Genomic DNA, 16,517 nt, shown 5'->3' on the forward strand with positions numbered 1-16,517 from the left:
GCCCCAAAACCCTTATTCCACAAGGCTCAGCACTTATTTACTCTTTTTTTGCTCCAAAGGCATTTATCCACAAAATCTGTGGATAATCCTGTGAACATGATGTAAAACACCTAATAAAATCAGCCTGTTTTGCCCCTGCTTCTGAACTTTCCAAAGTGCTTCTAAAATTTTGCATCGATAAAAAACCTTTTAATTTTTATTCTTCTTCAGTTTTTAATCAGTAAATTTTTTAAACATCATCATGAATCAATTTTATTGAGAATAAAAGTTTTTAAAAAATACCAAGTCAAGACTGTTTTTAATTTTTTTCTTTGTTAAGATAGACGGGTAATCTCCTTATGCTTTCAAAGCACATCCTGTGGATAACTTTACCGACCATATCGGTTAATAACAACTCAAACTTCCTTCTAGCGCCCAAATACCCTTACTCCACAAGGCTTAGTACTTATTTAACCTTTTATTACCCCAAAAGCATTTATCCACAAAATCTGTGGATAATCCTGTGAACATGATGTAAAACACCTTATAAAATCAGCCTGTTTCATACCGGGCATAAAATGTACTAGACAATTACCCTTTCCATCATTGGACCTTAGCCTAACCTGGGCTCTCAAGAGTCCGAACAACTCGATTTAATGTAAGTATTAATCTATAAAAAAAATCATAACCATGTTTAAATAGAGCCGATAGACAAAATGGACTTGGAATTTTCACTATAAAACTCAAATTCTGATTTTGTCTCACCTGATTCCATTACTTAAAAACAACATGACCCAACACGACAGATATTGGCAAGCAAAAAAAGTAACACTTTTGGGAGCTATTTCTAATGCTCTTTTAGGCATTATAAAACTCATTGGTGGGTACTTTTTTCATTCCCATGCTCTTGTCGCAGATGGTGTCCACTCCCTGTCTGATCTCATAACAGACGCGATGGTATTATTTGCTTCTAAATACGGAAGCCTTGATGCTGATGCCAGTCATCCTTATGGACATCAACGTATCGAAACGGCAGCAACCTTATTGTTGTCGCTTTTACTCATTTTTGCAGGTGTTGGTATCGCGTGGGATTCAATATATGACTTGCTCCACTCGAATTATCTCATGCCAAATTGGCTCACCCTGCCAATTATTTGCATTTCCATCCTAAGCAATGAGATTTTATTTCACTACACCCTGTATATTGGAAAACGTATTAATTCTAAATTGATTACTGCCAACGCATGGCATCATCGCTCAGATGCAGCCTCTTCGCTTGTTGTATTCGTTGGTTTAATTGGCAGTATCGCTGGTTACAGTTATCTTGATGCTGCGGCTGCAATTATCGTTGGATTGATGATTGTTAAGATGGGTTGGGATTATGCCTGGAATAGTGTTAAAGAATTAGTAGACACTGCAGTCAGTCCAGAACTATTAACACGTATTGAAGAAGTAATCCAAAATGTGGACGGGGTTGAAAAAATTCATCAATTACGCAGTCGTTCTATGGGAGAAAATGTATTAATCGATGTCCATATTTTAGTTTCACCTAAAATATCGGTGTCTGAAGGCCATTACATTGCGCAACACGTACATCATGCGCTTATGGATCAGATAGAAAGCGTCAATGATGTGATTGTGCATGTTGACCCCGAAGATGATGAGAGCTCCTGTCCCTCGTTACACTTACCCAGCCGCAAGGTCTTACAAGAACTGCTCTCCAGTGAAGTCCGTAGGGATTTCCCTCAGATTTTATTTTGGAATTTACATTACCTGGATGGAACAATAGGGATTGATATAGTCTGTGATGACACATTCAACCAATGGCAAGAATTGCATGAACGAGTGATTTTAGCATTGAAGCTGCAGTCTGATAATGTAGAAGTTCGCTTATTTAGCTTGCATGAGACCATGCATCACAACTAAACTATGTGGTTTAGGTTAGACCGAAGCTACCTTTAAGTTATAAAAATCTAGAATAAATAACAGGATAAACAATGGTATCAACTACCAGTTTAAAAATATTTTTTGCAATTTCTATTTTTATTGTCATTTTAATCGCGGGCTGGTATCCCTTTAGAAAACGTATTAAAGACGATCAACATATTGATTTTCCTGTCGGTGAGACCCTGGCAACGGGTGTTTTTTTGGGAGCAGGCCTTTTACATATGCTTCCAGAGGCAAATTCTTTATTTCAAAAAATGGGGTACAACTACCCTTTTGCCTTTATTATTACTGGCGCAGTATTCCTGATTTTTCTTTGGTTTGAACATTTGGGTAAAGAACTTTATCACCATCATAATACGAAACATCCTGCTTTTGCCCTTTTAGCTTGGGGAATGCTCTCTGTTCATTCGATAATGCTGGGTGCCGCCCTAGGGTTGGCACAATATAACTCAATGATTATTATGATTTTTCTTGCAATTATCACCCATAAGTGGGCAGAAAGTTTTGCCATTGCAGTTCAATTAAATAAAAGTACGATGAGTATGAACAGCAGTCTGTTCTTTTTCATTTTATTCAGCTTTATGACCCCACTTGGAATCTACTTGGGCTGGTATTTTGGTCATAGTGTCGAAACAAAATCTCTTTTTGATCCCATTTTAATGGCCGCCTCCGCAGGAACATTCCTTTATTTAGGAACCCTTCATGGTCTAGAACGCTGCGTTATGGTGGAGCGTTGTTGCAATCTCAAAGATTTTAGTTTTGTGATAATCGGTTTTTCACTTATGGCTTTGGTCGCGACGTATGTCTAAGTTTTTACAACAAAAACCTATCATTCTTGCTTCAAGCTCAGCCATAAGATTGCAGTTGCTGCAATCGCTTGGGATCGAATTTACCGTTGTTCCTTCACAGTGTGATGAAGACGCAATTAAAGCGTCCTTCAAATCACAGAGCACTCTTGACTTAGGTTACGCACTTGCCGCCAGCAAGGCTTTAGAGGTGAGCCAACATCATCCAGACCATTTTATTATCGCTGCAGATCAACTGTGCTTGTTTGGCCAAACCCTATTGAATAAGCCCTTGAACCATCCGACTGCCGTAGAACAGTTAAGTTTACTAAGCGGCAAAGAACACCTGCAAATTGCCTGCCTTTGCATTGCAAAAAATAATGAACTACTTTGGCAACATCATGAAACAGCCTACTTAACACTGCATCATTTAAGCAAAAAAACAATCGAAACCTATTTGCAAATTGAAAAACCCTATCACAGTTGCGGTAGTTACCAATATGAGCACCAAGGAAAATGGTTATTTAGAGAAGTTCAAGGAAATGAAGATACCATTTTGGGTTTACCTTTGTTTCCTTTAACCCAAGCCCTAATGAACCTTGGCGCGGTTAGTTTCTAATTATTTTTGTATTTAGCTTGTAGGCAGTTCCCGTCCAAAAAATGAGATTCATTTCGCTACCCCAGGCTGTACGTACATCAAAAAAACCAAACATCTGCTGAATGATTTTTTTTATTTATTACGAGCATTTTGTTATGATTCTTTACCCAATCCATTGAGGAAATGAAATGGAAGCTAAAACAGAACACCCTATAGTCCCAACGCAGAATGCACTAAGTTTGTTTGAATTTAAAACTAAATTCGCAAACACCATGAAAGAATGTGCCATTTCAAAATTAACTTTTTCAATGCAAATTGACTCATCAGAATTAAAAAATAATCATGGTGCTCTTATCAAGCTACATGAACAGATGATTGAAACGATTAAAAAATATGTTGCAGTTTATCAAGAGCTATATAAAGATGCAGAGCATTATGATGAATATGAAAAGGAAGGATTACAGTCCCGCATTATTGGAGAAATTGCTCGACAAACCAGCTACCAGGAAAAACTACAATTAAAATTACCTCAGCTAAATTCCTTAAAATTTTTATTCTCTTTACCTCCAAATGAATTATTTCAAGAAGCAGTTAAAAATAAGTCTTCTGCTTTGCTCATTACTCAAACCCCTGAATTAATTGCTCAGATTGCTCATGATCAACTAGAACATATTACCCATGAAGACAGTGAAATTGTTCAATCTCTAGCTTCTATTGTAGCGACTCGCGAGTACACTTTTGAAACACCTACTATTTTTGCTGCCTTGAATCAACACGCTCAGGCCAAGTCGGACACACAATTTATTGCAGCAAAGGAAGATGCAGCAACCCGTAATTTGTTACTCAAAATTAATCATTATCTGGATAAAAAAATAGAGCAGGCCTTAAAAGGAAACTCTAATCCCTGGGCTCTAGGATATTTTGGTTCGCGCCATAAAATAGACAGTGATGGCAAAAAAGTACCTGTACCCCAAGGGGTCTATGAGCTAAAAACACAATTACTGCAACTCGGTACACGTCCTCCAAAGGAAATCTTGACCAAAATGCAGGATATACTGCAGAACAAAAACCTGGAAAGAAAGGATGAGTCGGTATTGATGCAGTTTAAACGTTTGATCAGTTATCTTTTTGGATACTCTCAATCCCAAGAGACTGCTGATGAATATGAATATCTTGAGCAAGTCACCACAGGGAAACAATCTATCCCTTGACAAACTAGTTGCGGATCAAAACAATATTCAAATTTTTAAGTGGTGAAAATCCATCGCTTGCTCAGATTGAAAAATTTTAATCGTAATCAGGACCCAACATGCAAATAACAAAAATTCAAGCCCGTGAAATTTTAGACTCCCGCGGTAATCCTACTGTAGAAGCAGATGTTATTTTAAAAAATGGAACGCAAGGAAGAGCGAGTGTTCCCTCCGGGGCATCTACCGGGAGTCGTGAAGCGTGTGAATTACGCGATAATGATGCAAACCGTTATAACGGTAAAGGGGTAAAAGAAGCTGTTGCTCATGTGAATCAAGAAATTAATCAAGCACTCCATCTTTTCTCTGTTGAAGATCAGGATTCTTTGGATTATCAATTGTGCCAATTAGACGGCACAGAAAATAAATCGCGTCTTGGAGCCAATGCGATTCTTGCTGTGTCGCTTGCCGCTGCTCGAGCTCGGGCAAATGAACATAACTTACCCCTGTATGCCACATTAAATCAAGGTGAAAAAATGAGCATGCCCGTCCCCATGATGAATATCTTAAATGGCGGGGCACATGCTGATAATAATGTTGATATTCAGGAATTCATGATTATGCCTGTAGGTGCTGCTGATTTTCCAACGGCATTGCAAATGGGTGCTGAGATTTTTCATGGATTAAAATCCGTTTTAAAAAAACAAGGATTAAATACTGCAGTGGGAGATGAAGGGGGTTTTGCGCCCAATATTAAATCGAACCGTCAAGCGTTGGATCTCCTCTGTGAGGCAATTGAAAAAGTTGGATATAAGTTGGGTGATGAAATAGTACTTGCCCTAGATGTTGCAGCCTCCGAGTTGTATGATCAAGGCATGTATCATATGGCGTCGGAAAATCAAAAATTCACTGCAATTCAACTCATTGATTATTATGACAATCTTGTTAAAAGTTATCCAATTGTCAGCATCGAAGATGGTTTGGATGAAAAAGATTGGAGTGGATGGAAACAATTGACTACCCAATTAGGAGGGACAATCCAATTGGTAGGTGATGATGTATTCGTTACCAATCCAAAAATTCTGCAAGAAGGCATCACCCAAAAAGTGGCGAATGCCATACTCATTAAAGTCAATCAAATCGGTACCTTAAGTGAAACCCGCCAAACGATTCAGTTAGCCCATCGAAACGGATATCGTTGCGTCATGTCACATCGCTCTGGTGAAACAGAAGATACCTTTATCGCAGATCTTGCAGTGGCTACTGGCTGTGGGCAAATTAAAACCGGTTCGCTTTGCCGTACCGATCGCATCGCAAAATACAATCAACTGTTACGTATCAATGAAATGGCCTCATTGCCTTATGCAGGAAAAGCGGCACTGAAAAAGTAAATGTGAAATCATTGCTAGCTGGAATACGGCGCCGAAGCGATCCACTCAAAACTTTTCCTTCTCCCCGCGGGGAGAAGGGATACTTAATGCAACGCCGCGTTTTCGCTGATTCAATTCCACAATATTTTAATCCTCAGAAAAATGGATATTCGTATTGTACTTGGTGCGATTAAGGCAAAAACTGCTGCGAAATACTTTAATATTTGCTTCATTTGCGAACACTCTACGCGCAAACTCATTGTAATGATTCATATCTGCAACATGAATTATGAGCAAATAATCGGTCTCACCAGAAACAAAATAGCATTGTTTTACTTCTTCTTGTTCGGCCATTTTACGTTCAAAATGAGCGAGTAAGTCCTCTCTTTGTTTTTCCAAAGTAATATTTGCAAAGACAATAAGCCCCCGCCCAGCTTTAAAAGGATCGACCAGGGCAACATCATTCACAATGATGCCTTCATCACGCAATCGTTTAACACGACGAAAACAAGGAGGAGCAGAAATCCCTACTTTTTCAGCAAGAGCCAGATTGGTAATTTGATTGTCTTTTTGCAATAAATTTAAAATTTTTCTATCAATTTTATCTAAATATACCGGCTCTGATCTATTTTCTTGCGAATATCTGTCTCCGTATTTTTTCATATATTACCCTAAAGTCAAAATTGGGCATTATAAAATGAAATAAAACATCATCAAATTAAAAATTTATTTATTTTTATTTCATGATAGATTCATCACCCTGTCAATAAAGACCAAAAAGGAAACTATGATGATAAGAACAGCGCAGATTGATGAGATTAATCTCTTAAACCAACTCATTGAGCATTCAGCACGTGAGTTAAGCCAAGAAGACTATACAAATCAGGAAATTGAAGGTGCGATTCACTCCATATTTGGAGTGGATAAAGAGCTCATTACCGATCAAACCTACTATGTAATGGAACAGGAAGGGAGCATTGTTGCCTGTGGTGGATGGAGTAAACGGAAAACTCTTTTTGGAGGGGAACAATGCAAAACCCGGGCGGAGGGATTTTTAAATCCGCACACAGATTATGCCAAAATCAGAGCTTTTTTTGTCCATCCAAACCATGCTCGACAAGGACATGGAACGATGCTCCTGCGCTATTGTGAACAGCAAGCGTTATCCTATGGATTTACAAAAATGGAAATGATGGCAACTTTACCCGGAGTAAAGTTGTATCAGGCATGTGGATATCAAACGATTAAGGCAGAATATTTTGCTCTCCCAGGTGGTAAACAATTTAAAATGCTCAAAATGATAAAACATTTTTAACATAGAACGACTGAAGCTCGAGCCTGGTAAAGAGCCCAGGGCTCTTTTATCGTCATCGCGAGGGTAGGAGGTAGCTCCCATGATAACAGGTGTTCCATCAAGAGCTCTCTCGCTGAACTCAAGATGATGAAGGGTTACGCTGCACTGCCCCAGTCTACAAATTACTGGGGTTACAGACCATAAGACCCATTACTTCTTGGAGTGATACTCTGGGATTTCCTTAGGATAACAACCTTTTATAGTTCTAAAGAACTCAAGAATTTTGGGAAAATCCCTATCGATGTCGCCTGTAGGTTCGAACTTCTCATGAATGCGGAGTTCCTTAGATGCATAATCGGGTCCGACCATGACTATTGGCAGCCCTGCTTGACAGGCAATATGATAAAACCCTTCTTTCCAACGTGTTACAGGACCACGTGTCCCTTCTGGGGTAATGGCCAGTTTAAACTCATCACGAGAACGGAATATTTCTACTACTTGCTCCACAGTCTTACTTTTTTTAGAGCGATCAACGGGAGCCCCTCCTAACGCTTTTAAAAATAATCCAAGAGGAAAAAAGAACAATTGGTTTTTCGCTAAGAAGTTAATTTTAACACCTATCGAAAAACGAGCAAATAAGCCCACTGCAAAATCCCAATTGCTGGTATGAGGAGCAACAACGACCATATATTTTTTATCTTGCGGTAGTTCACCGACAACTTTCCAGCCAAACAGTTTTAAAATAAAGCGTCCAAATTTCTTCATAATCAAAGTCAATAATTATTTGTTTTAGTATATACAAATTATTGGGTTGATTCACCTCCATTGCAAATGAATCTAATTCATTGAGATCACTCTAAGCTAATAATAATAAAAAAAATGGAGCGATCTCTCTGTAGCCCATATTTTATACTAAAATGATACATATACAGGTGGAGCTATGGAGTGCCAAATGAATAAACAAGATCCTGCACTTACTTTTTCTAATTCACGCTTACTGGCAGCCCTTTACTATGGATTACTTTCCGTTGTCGGAACGATACTTATCGACGGTTTTCTCACAACAATTGGCATAGAGGAACTTGTGCCTCTTTATAAAGCAATTATTCTCGGAATGATTGTCGCTTCTGTAACCGGAGCTCTTTTTGGAAAAAACATCATCCACTGCCCCAGGCCCTACAAACGTAAAACTTTTTTATTGGGTTTTATTATGGTCTTGGTCTCCTTACCCTTTTTTGATCTTGGGCTCGTACTATCAATGGAGACATCAGGCAACCAAGTGCTGCCGGTAAACAATTTCAATGATTTTGTCTATGCGTATCTCGTCGTCCTTGGTTACAGCTATATTCTTTTTGGTGTTTGGCTCGCCATTGCATCAGGTTTCGCCTCAATTTTTTTACGTGGCAGATTCGTTTATCAAGTCCTGCGAACCGATAGACGAGACAGTCATAGTTTACCTCGCTATGTAGGTGCCGCGGACAGAACCAAACCTAAACCCGCCCGCAAAAAACCAGCAGCCAAACCCCAGGCTTTGCAGCGCAAAAAAACTTAAGTAAAATCCTTATCGCCTAGGTACAATAAAAAAGAACATTGGGATTAAGTGAACTAATTTTTCTTCCCCTCTTAGGGAGTAGTGACCTAAAGAACCCTCGCCCCACCCTCTCGCACGACTGGAGAGGGTATTTCTAATGACGGCACCTCAGGCTACAATGAATCACCTTTGCTCTGGATTTTTATGCCCATACATACTTTAACGGATAAAGAACACCTTTTTCTTCTTTTGGCACAAAAAGCCACGGTTCTTACCCCCAATAATCGACTCAGCGATATCTTACTGCAGCATTACTTTGCCCAGTGTAAGAAACAGACTGTAGAGAAACCAGCATGTATGCCTTTTCGAGTTGCTCTAATTAAAGCCTATGAACAACTCAATTTTAGCCGTGCGCATCTTAACCATCCTACCTTATTAAACGACGCTCAATGTCACTATTTATGGCGAAGAATAATCCAAGCAGAATCTCATATTGTATATAGCGACGGACTTCTTCAGGCAGTGATTAGTGCTTGGGAACGTTGCCAGCAGTGGCAAGTTAATTTGCACGACCCACTCTTTCATCACACGGCACAAACGCGACAGTTCCAACGCTGGTGGCAATTATTTGATACACAATTAAAACAACAAAATTTAATTACTGAATGTGAACTCATCCCCTATTTACTCCAAGCAAACCGTTCTTTGTTTTCCCCAAAAGTTGTGTGGGTTTGTTTTGATGATTTTACACCCCAACAAGTACTCTTGCAGAATAATTTAGCTCAAAAAGGTGTCCTTCAATATCAATACGACTTAAAGGAAAAATTATCAAAAATCGAAGTCTTAGCTGCTCAAGACAATGAAGAAGAATACCAACAGCTCATGGCATGGTTGCATATAAAAATAAAAGAAGGAAAGCAAAATATTGGTGTCGTAGTACCGAATTTAGAGCAAGAATTTCATTCATTACAAAGAAGCTTAGCCCATCATTTTGAGACTTCAGATTTTAATATTTCCTTAGGACAGCCTTTGATTCATTTCCCGTTAGTGGCCCATGCCTTATGTTGGCTTAACTTGGATGACACCCATCTGAATCCACATCAAGCAAACTTGCTGCTGCAATCGCCTTACCTAGGCCACTCCAAAGAAGAATTCATCGCACGCTCTGAATATTTGCAAGAAGGAACTTTACTCGCAAATCATTCGATTCCCTTAAATCATTTAATCGAAGAACTCCGTGTTCATGCCCCGAAACTTGCTAATTTATTGAACCATCTGACTCCATATCCTCAGGAGGCTACGGTACAAGAATGGATACACTTCTTTCAAAAACGTCTCAATAATTTAGGCTTTCCCGGCGATTATAGTCTTAACTCCGAAAGTTATCAGTGTCTTAATCGTTTTATCACGGTTTTTGATGAGCTGAGACAATTTGCTTTGATTCGTCCTGTTTTCACAAAAGCAGAGGTACTTGAGGTAGTGCACCATCTTGTCGCAAACACTATTTTTCAAGCACAAAAAACCAGTGCACCCATTCAAATTTGTGGTTTACTGGAGGCATCAGGGTGTGAGTTCGACAGTTTATGGATCACTGGTTTAACCGATCAATGTTTGCCACAAAAGGTACATTTATCTGCTTTTATTCCGCCCCAGTTACAACGTGAATTATGTATGCCCCATAGCTTACCAGCTCGTGAACTGCAATTCGCTCGTCAGATTCTGCAACGATTTCAAAAAAGCGCTGATTCCATTGTATTTAGCTACGCTCAGCTGCAGGCGGATACACCCAATTTACCGTGTTCATTAATCACTGATTTACCTGCTTTTGAACGATTACCAACAGATTACCTATTAAAACCAACACCTGATTTACTATTTCTGGATGAGTGTTTTAATGTGCCTATACTCCCCGATGAGCGCATTCATGGAGGCACAGCAATTCTTTCCAATCAAGCCAAATGTCCCTTCAAAGCATTCGCGGAACATAGACTCCGTGCCAAGGCATCCCTACAAACAACAGATGGTTTGGACAATAAAAAAAGAGGACAAATTATTCATAAGGTAATGGAGTTGTTATGGCAAAAATTGGAAACTCAGCATAAGTTACTTCATCTAGCGCCTCAAATTTTGGAACAGTACATTGAAGAAGCCATTCATACAGCTTTAGCCCCACTTCAAAAACAGTTTTACGAATTATTCTTCGATTCGATTCAAGACGTGGAGTACACTCGCTTGAAACGACTGGTGCAAACGTGTCTTGAATGGGAAAAACAACGGCCCCCTTTTGCCGTCGCCGCCATAGAACAATCTTATACAATTCATTTAGCGGGCCTTGATTTCCAAGTCCGCGTCGATCGCTTGGATCAAGTAGAAGATAAAAAATGGGTTATTGATTATAAAAGCACCCTTCCCGCCAGCAAACCATGGAATGAAGAACGGCCAACAGAATCGCAATTATTACTTTATGCGCTATTGGATGACCAGATTAACACTTTATTACTCCTACAAGTGAAAACTGGAAGAATAAACTCAATGGGACTCAGTGAAGAAAAACTAAGTATGACTGGAATTACCCCTTTAAAAAAAGGAGAGACATGGCCTCAGTATCGGGAAGTTTGGCAAAGGCAACTCACTGATTTAGTTAAAGAATTTCAAGAGGGTTATTGTGCACCGCAACCCGCTCATTTAACCATTTGCCAACACTGTGATTTTCAAAATTTATGTCGATTTCAAGTGGAAGAATAACCCAGAATCATCCCATAGCCATCAGGTTAAGGAAAACTCACACTCAATTCCTCAACCCAGCCCTTTCCCGCGATGGAACCATTTATTTTTTTACTCAAATTCCTTGCGCCGGCGAGCGGATTTTCACTATCTCAGACTCGCATTGGATCAAAAATTTCCTCACCCCTTGGGGAAAGAGCTAGAGTGAGGGGGATTCCACGCTAGAGCACCGTGTTACGACTGGAGCTCCCTTGCTGCGCTCGGGTGACGCGGCGTAGTTTAGCCAAGAGAATCAAAACGGAAACAGCCCTTAAAAAATAAGGGCACTTAATGATGTCGGACTCAGGTTAATTATGATATAAGACACTAAGACCATTCAACTCAATTGAAATGGTTAAACCATGGTTACCCGACAATAATAATATAGAGACGAATCATGCCAGTTAATCATAGTAAATTTGAAGCACGTTTAAACACCTGTGACCAAGACTTACAAGCTCTATTTAATGATGCTGAAATTAGTACAAAAATGCAGCAAAAAATAGAAGCTGTAAAAAATTATTATAACCTTTCTTATACCAAAGCTATTTCACCCCAAAAAGTCGAAGCGATTGTAAGCAGTTATGAAACCTTTATACAACAATTAGATCAGGTAAAAAAAGGGAATCTGCCCCCCAAAAAGGCATTAGAGACAGTGGCAAGTGCCTGTGAATCAAGAAAAATTGGTGTTTTATTTCATAATCTCGCCAAAGCATGTGAGTTAATGTTCTATGCAGCAACCGCATTTTCCTTGTATGCAGGAATTTTTGGGATCGCACTTCCGGTGCTGATTGTCCAACCTGTTTTAGGGGTTGCAGTAGGAATAACCATTGTTGGAGGTATGCTTGCAGCGGCATATAAAGCCTTATCGTGCTTTTCCGAATTTAGATCATTCAGCCGCCATGATGCTGAATACACCAATGAGTCAGGTTTAATTCGTTTCTTTAAACCAGAACCACAAACAGAAAAACTTAATCCAATTACAGTGAATGATGATTTAGAACTTTCTTGTTGCTAATCATATTCCAGCCTACGTACAGTACGTACCCCGGATTAACTCAGGAGAATCCGGGCAACAAAACCTTTTAAAATATCATTCCATTGTTGCAATTCTGAGTCCATAGGCTCTAAGTATTAAGTCATTACAATTGCGAAATTTAAGTAGATGTTTAATAATGACAAAACCACTGGACTAGGGAGTGAACATGTCACTCAAACGAACTAAAACACGAATTCTCTGCTTTGGCTTAATCACCTGTTTACTGAGTAGTTGTTTTCATCCGCCTTACAATAATTTTAAACCCGTACATCCGATGCCCAAGAGAGTGGTTACTGGAGCAGTTATGGGAACTGCCGTAGGTGCAGCGACAACTGGACATGTGGCTGGCGCACTGGCTGGCACTGTTGTTGGTGGTACTGTCGGTGCGATTGTAGGCCTTAATAAAGCCAGTCGACGCAGCATCATCAAAGAATTGAACAAAGAAAACATTGAATACGTACAGTACGGCGATACGATGACCTTAATCGTACCTGTTGATAAATATTTTATGTTTGAAAGCCCCCGACTTAATGAAATTTGTTATCCCGGTTTGGAAAATATTATCAGGTTATTAAAGTTTTACCCATTGAGTCCTGTTTACGTTGCGGGATTCACAGATGATGTAGGTTCAGCTCACCATAAAAAACTATTGTCCCAAGCACAGGCTGAAACGATGATGACCTTTTTATGGGCTAATAATATTCCTGCTCAACTTCTTAAAGCAGAGGGTTATGGCGATAAAAATGATGTAGGTGATAATAAGCTGATTCATGGCAGCGCATTTAATCGACGCATTGAGATTCAATGGTTCAATAGTTATGGTACTAAGACTTGTGCAAACTGCCCAGCTCCAGTACCATCACCTGTAGTTTATGCAACCAAGTAAGGCAAAATTAATGCGTTCAAGATTTATCGGTGGAATTCTTTTAATCGTTGGTACTTCAATCGGCGGGGGGATGCTTGCCCTGCCTGTTGCCAATGCAGCTACAGGGTTTTGGCAATCTTCAATTGTTTTATTTCTGTGCTGGGTATTTATGACTTTAGGCGCATTTTTTATTCTTGAAGCAAATCTTTATTTACCCAGAGGCAAGCATATGGTGTCTATGGCTCAAGCCACTTTAGGTAATTATGGTTTGCTTGCTGCCTGGGTAAGCTATCTTTTTTTGCTTTATACACTCCTGTCTGCCTATATTTCTGGTGGAGCAGATGTCTTAAATAGCCTTCTTTTTAAAATAGGTTTGCATTTGACTGATTGGCAGGCAAGTTTAGTCTTTACGCTGATTTTTGGTATGGTTGTATATGGCGGTATTCGCTATGTGGATTATGTTAATCGAGGCCTGATGTTTGGAAAATTAGCGGTTTATTTTTTGTTAGTAGTCCTTATCGCCCCCCATATAGAAATACAACATTTGCAGCATGGTGATATGCGATATATCGGCAGCGCGATTATGATTTTAATTACCTCTTTTGGATTTGCCATCATTGTACCCAATCTTAGAGACTATTTTGATGATGATGTGAAAAAGCTGAAAAAAGTTATTTTTATTGGCTCGTTAATTCCTTTATTCTGTTATTTAGCTTGGGATGCTGTGATTATGGGTGCCCTTCCTTCTGAAGGAAGTCAAAACCTTGAGAGCCTCATGCATAATCCGCACACCACCAGCGCGTTGGCAAGCATGCTCTCCGATAAGGTACAAAATACAACAATTAGTGCTTTATTTAATTTCTTCACATCCATTTGCATGCTCACTGCATTCCTTGGCGTTTCCTTATGCTTATACAGTTTTCTTGCGGATGGATTAAAATTACGCGAGCAAGGAGGCCATGGTATTGGGTTGTTTTTACTTACTTTTGCCCCCCCTCTACTTATCGTGGTTTATTATCCAGGCGCATACATCCATGCTTTGGGCTACGCAGGTATCTTTTGTATCATTCTGCTACTACTTTTACCTGCTCTAATGTGTTATTTTGGCAGAAGAAAACATCATGCTGTTTTTATAGTACCCGGCGGCAAATGGACTCAAGTCGCGGTCATTGCTGTTTCGGTCGGACTATTAGTACATGAATTTTGGAATTTGATGTAGGTACCCCTTAAGGAAGCGCCCTCATCCGCCCTGACGGGCTCCTTCTCCCTGGGAGGGAGAAGGGATATTTTCTTGACTCAGGAGAGAATCTCCTCCCCCACTTTGGGAGAGGGGTGAGGGGAAATTTCATACATCAACTCTAAATGTCAAAGGCCGTGATACGATTGACTTGAAATGAATAACAAAGTATCATATTGAATTATTTTTATACTATTTTGGATTATATCTTATGATCAATTCAAAACTAATAGGTGGGATATTACTGATAGTAGGAACTTCAATAGGTGGAGGAATGCTAGCCTTGCCTGTCTCTACAGCCGAAGTAGGCTTTAGCAATTCAATTTTCTTCCTATTCTTTTGCTGGCTGATCATGACTGCAGGAGCATTACTAATGCTGGAGGTCAATTTACGTCTCCCAGCAGGCAGTAATATGATTTCGATGGCAAAATCCACGCTAGGTTTACCAGGACAAATTATTGCTTGGATCACTTATTTGTTTTTACTGTACACTCTCCTCTCAGCGTATATTTCAGGGGGTAGCGACGTATTCAATAGCTTATTGCATAAAATGAATATTGATTTACCCAACAGTATCACTGCAATCTTGTTTACCCTTTTATTCAGCTTAATTGTGTATAAAGGAATACGCTCTGTAGATTATGTTAATCGTGGTTTAATGTTTGGGAAATTAGGCATTTACATTTTATTAGTCGCAATTATTAGCCCTCATGCTTCTACGCTGGGCCTAACTGATGGTTCTGCACGTGCTTTTACAGGCACTCTAATGATTTTAATCACTTCATTTGGTTATGCGTCAATAATACCCAGCTTACGAGACTATTTCGGGGATGATATACGAAACCTCAGACGGGTTATTCTATTAGGTTCGCTTATCCCTCTTGCTTGCTACATTGTATGGGATGCGGTAATTATGGGTGTTGTCTCACGTGAGGGAGAAAATGGACTGCTTGCACTCATGAACTCAGACCATGCAACCAGTGGATTAACTGAGGCCTTAAGCCAAGCTGTTCAAAATCAATGGATTAGCGGATTCTTTGGATTTTTCACTTCCATATGTATGCTCACCGCTTTTTTAGGGGTTTCATTAGGATTATTTGATTTTCTGGCAGATGGATTAAAGCTGCAGAAATCGGGTAATCAAGGAAAATATATTTTGGTCTTAACGTTCCTTCCTCCACTCGCAGTAGTTTTGCTCAATCCAGGGATTTATCTGCATGCATTAAGCTATGCCGGCATATGTTGTGTTATTTTATTGTTATTATTGCCTGCGATTATGGCTTGGCGAGGGCGCCGCACCTTAGTGACAACTGAAAGTCACTTGGTTCCTGGAGGTAATTCCAGTCTCGCATTAATTGGTTGTATTGCTACTGGTTTACTGATCATCGCGATCATGTATTAAGCCAATAAAGATCGTGATGTCTGGGTACGGCAGCACTGCCATTAGATACCCTATTGAGCCGCAGAAGGAGTTAATTGCGGCTCATGCCCCTCCCCCTCCGCCCTTCTTTTCTCTAAAGAAGCAGAAGTATTTTTTCAAGTTATCTCATACCAGCTATAATTTACATGAACAACTTGTTCTATATGCATACAAGGAGGTTGTTATGTTATATTGGGCCCTCATATTTTTTATTATTGCAATCATTGCAGCAGCATTCGGATTTGGTGGAATTGCAGTAGCAGCTGCAGGAATTGCAAAAATTTTATTCTTCTTATTTCTTGTTATCTTTGTCGTATTTCTTGTAATGGGGCTACTTGCTCGACGTCCCCCACCTCCCCCACTATGAAATAAGACAACAAACAAGTAATGAGCTTTACCATTACCCCGATTGCAACGAGGGAGCTTCCCTCGTTCATCACGACAACAACAGATGCCAAGTACTTGTCCCGTACATGGAGCGTAAACAGGTACCCAATGAGAT

Annotated in this window: 15 protein-coding genes; 13 read left to right on the forward strand and 2 right to left on the reverse strand. The window is 39.6% G+C overall.

Annotation, left to right across the window (positions count from 1 at the left end):
* Window positions 1–768 precede the first annotated feature (768 nt).
* The 5 genes from OQJ13_RS04485 to eno all read left to right on the forward strand — a co-directional run bounded on the left by OQJ13_RS04485 (window position 769) and on the right by eno (window position 5,887).
* A complete protein-coding gene (locus OQJ13_RS04485; protein WP_265709463.1) occupies window positions 769–1,905 on the forward strand; it encodes a cation diffusion facilitator family transporter in 1,137 nt (378 codons plus the stop codon).
* A gap of 71 nt (window positions 1,906–1,976) precedes the next feature.
* Complete coding sequence (locus OQJ13_RS04490) at window positions 1,977–2,735, forward strand: ZIP family metal transporter (protein ID WP_265709465.1); 759 nt, start codon at window positions 1,977–1,979, stop codon at window positions 2,733–2,735.
* Window positions 2,728–3,330: a Maf family protein gene (locus OQJ13_RS04495; protein ID WP_265709466.1), complete on the forward strand. Its 603-nt coding sequence runs from the start codon at window positions 2,728–2,730 to the stop codon at window positions 3,328–3,330. Before OQJ13_RS04490 ends, OQJ13_RS04495 begins: the two co-directional genes overlap by 8 nt.
* Window positions 3,331–3,497: 167 nt before the next feature.
* Window positions 3,498–4,520, forward strand: a complete 1,023-nt coding sequence (locus OQJ13_RS04500; protein ID WP_265709467.1) for a hypothetical protein — start codon at window positions 3,498–3,500, stop codon at window positions 4,518–4,520.
* 98 nt (window positions 4,521–4,618) lie between these two features.
* Window positions 4,619–5,887, forward strand: a complete 1,269-nt coding sequence (gene eno / locus OQJ13_RS04505; protein ID WP_265709468.1) for a phosphopyruvate hydratase — start codon at window positions 4,619–4,621, stop codon at window positions 5,885–5,887.
* Window positions 5,888–6,013: 126 nt separating this feature from the next.
* On the opposite strand, the gene OQJ13_RS04510 is transcribed toward eno, so the two are convergent.
* Entirely contained in the window at window positions 6,014–6,529 is a 516-nt protein-coding gene (locus tag OQJ13_RS04510; protein WP_265709469.1) for an Lrp/AsnC family transcriptional regulator, read from the reverse strand.
* A 124-nt stretch (window positions 6,530–6,653) separates the two neighbouring features.
* Between OQJ13_RS04510 and OQJ13_RS04515 the strand changes: the two genes are divergently transcribed.
* Window positions 6,654–7,181, forward strand: a complete 528-nt coding sequence (locus OQJ13_RS04515; RefSeq protein WP_265709470.1) for a GNAT family N-acetyltransferase — start codon at window positions 6,654–6,656, stop codon at window positions 7,179–7,181.
* Between the two features lie 189 nt (window positions 7,182–7,370).
* On the opposite strand, the gene OQJ13_RS04520 is transcribed toward OQJ13_RS04515, so the two are convergent.
* Window positions 7,371–7,925, reverse strand: coding sequence for a lysophospholipid acyltransferase family protein (locus OQJ13_RS04520; RefSeq protein ID WP_265709471.1), 555 nt, complete (start codon window positions 7,923–7,925; stop codon window positions 7,371–7,373).
* Between the two features lie 187 nt (window positions 7,926–8,112).
* Between OQJ13_RS04520 and OQJ13_RS04525 the strand changes: the two genes are divergently transcribed.
* The 7 genes from OQJ13_RS04525 to OQJ13_RS04555 all read left to right on the forward strand — a co-directional run bounded on the left by OQJ13_RS04525 (window position 8,113) and on the right by OQJ13_RS04555 (window position 16,382).
* Complete coding sequence (locus OQJ13_RS04525) at window positions 8,113–8,712, forward strand: hypothetical protein (RefSeq protein WP_265709472.1); 600 nt, start codon at window positions 8,113–8,115, stop codon at window positions 8,710–8,712.
* 183 nt (window positions 8,713–8,895) lie between these two features.
* Window positions 8,896–11,436, forward strand: a complete 2,541-nt coding sequence (locus OQJ13_RS04530; protein ID WP_265709473.1) for a PD-(D/E)XK nuclease family protein — start codon at window positions 8,896–8,898, stop codon at window positions 11,434–11,436.
* A gap of 415 nt (window positions 11,437–11,851) precedes the next feature.
* Window positions 11,852–12,472, forward strand: a complete 621-nt coding sequence (locus OQJ13_RS04535) for a DUF5638 domain-containing protein (RefSeq protein ID WP_265709474.1) — start codon at window positions 11,852–11,854, stop codon at window positions 12,470–12,472.
* 187 nt (window positions 12,473–12,659) lie between these two features.
* Window positions 12,660–13,379, forward strand: a complete 720-nt coding sequence (gene cmpA, locus OQJ13_RS04540; RefSeq protein WP_265709476.1) for a C-OmpA-like family protein CmpA — start codon at window positions 12,660–12,662, stop codon at window positions 13,377–13,379.
* Between the two features lie 10 nt (window positions 13,380–13,389).
* On the forward strand, window positions 13,390–14,577 hold the full coding sequence (locus tag OQJ13_RS04545) for an amino acid permease (protein ID WP_265709478.1): 1,188 nt from the start codon (window positions 13,390–13,392) through the stop codon (window positions 14,575–14,577).
* 229 nt (window positions 14,578–14,806) lie between these two features.
* On the forward strand, window positions 14,807–15,997 hold the full coding sequence (locus OQJ13_RS04550; RefSeq protein WP_028379845.1) for an amino acid permease: 1,191 nt from the start codon (window positions 14,807–14,809) through the stop codon (window positions 15,995–15,997).
* Window positions 15,998–16,199: 202 nt separating this feature from the next.
* On the forward strand, window positions 16,200–16,382 hold the full coding sequence (locus OQJ13_RS04555; protein ID WP_265704536.1) for a DUF1328 family protein: 183 nt from the start codon (window positions 16,200–16,202) through the stop codon (window positions 16,380–16,382).
* The last annotated feature ends 135 nt before the right edge of the window (window positions 16,383–16,517 follow it).

It is taken from the genome of Legionella sp. PATHC035 (assembly GCF_026191115.1).
Taxonomy (GTDB): Bacteria; Pseudomonadota; Gammaproteobacteria; order Legionellales; family Legionellaceae; genus Legionella.

What these genes read in the sequence shown, in the direction of transcription:
- OQJ13_RS04530 (WP_265709473.1), top strand. Translation starts at nt 8,896, where the DNA reads ATGCCCATACATACTTTAACGGATAAAGAACACCTTTTTCTTCTTTTG.
- cmpA (WP_265709476.1), top strand. Translation starts at nt 12,660, where the DNA reads ATGTCACTCAAACGAACTAAAACACGAATTCTCTGCTTTGGCTTAATC.
- OQJ13_RS04495 (WP_265709466.1), top strand. Translation starts at nt 2,728, where the DNA reads ATGTCTAAGTTTTTACAACAAAAACCTATCATTCTTGCTTCAAGCTCA.
- eno (WP_265709468.1), top strand. Translation starts at nt 4,619, where the DNA reads ATGCAAATAACAAAAATTCAAGCCCGTGAAATTTTAGACTCCCGCGGT.
- OQJ13_RS04515 (WP_265709470.1), top strand. Translation starts at nt 6,654, where the DNA reads ATGATGATAAGAACAGCGCAGATTGATGAGATTAATCTCTTAAACCAA.
- OQJ13_RS04485 (WP_265709463.1), top strand. Translation starts at nt 769, where the DNA reads ATGACCCAACACGACAGATATTGGCAAGCAAAAAAAGTAACACTTTTG.
- OQJ13_RS04555 (WP_265704536.1), top strand. Translation starts at nt 16,200, where the DNA reads ATGTTATATTGGGCCCTCATATTTTTTATTATTGCAATCATTGCAGCA.
- OQJ13_RS04500 (WP_265709467.1), top strand. Translation starts at nt 3,498, where the DNA reads ATGGAAGCTAAAACAGAACACCCTATAGTCCCAACGCAGAATGCACTA.
- OQJ13_RS04550 (WP_028379845.1), top strand. Translation starts at nt 14,807, where the DNA reads ATGATCAATTCAAAACTAATAGGTGGGATATTACTGATAGTAGGAACT.
- OQJ13_RS04490 (WP_265709465.1), top strand. Translation starts at nt 1,977, where the DNA reads ATGGTATCAACTACCAGTTTAAAAATATTTTTTGCAATTTCTATTTTT.
- OQJ13_RS04510 (WP_265709469.1), bottom strand. Translation starts at nt 6,529, where the DNA reads ATGAAAAAATACGGAGACAGATATTCGCAAGAAAATAGATCAGAGCCG.
- OQJ13_RS04545 (WP_265709478.1), top strand. Translation starts at nt 13,390, where the DNA reads ATGCGTTCAAGATTTATCGGTGGAATTCTTTTAATCGTTGGTACTTCA.
- OQJ13_RS04525 (WP_265709472.1), top strand. Translation starts at nt 8,113, where the DNA reads ATGAATAAACAAGATCCTGCACTTACTTTTTCTAATTCACGCTTACTG.
- OQJ13_RS04535 (WP_265709474.1), top strand. Translation starts at nt 11,852, where the DNA reads ATGCCAGTTAATCATAGTAAATTTGAAGCACGTTTAAACACCTGTGAC.
- OQJ13_RS04520 (WP_265709471.1), bottom strand. Translation starts at nt 7,925, where the DNA reads ATGAAGAAATTTGGACGCTTTATTTTAAAACTGTTTGGCTGGAAAGTT.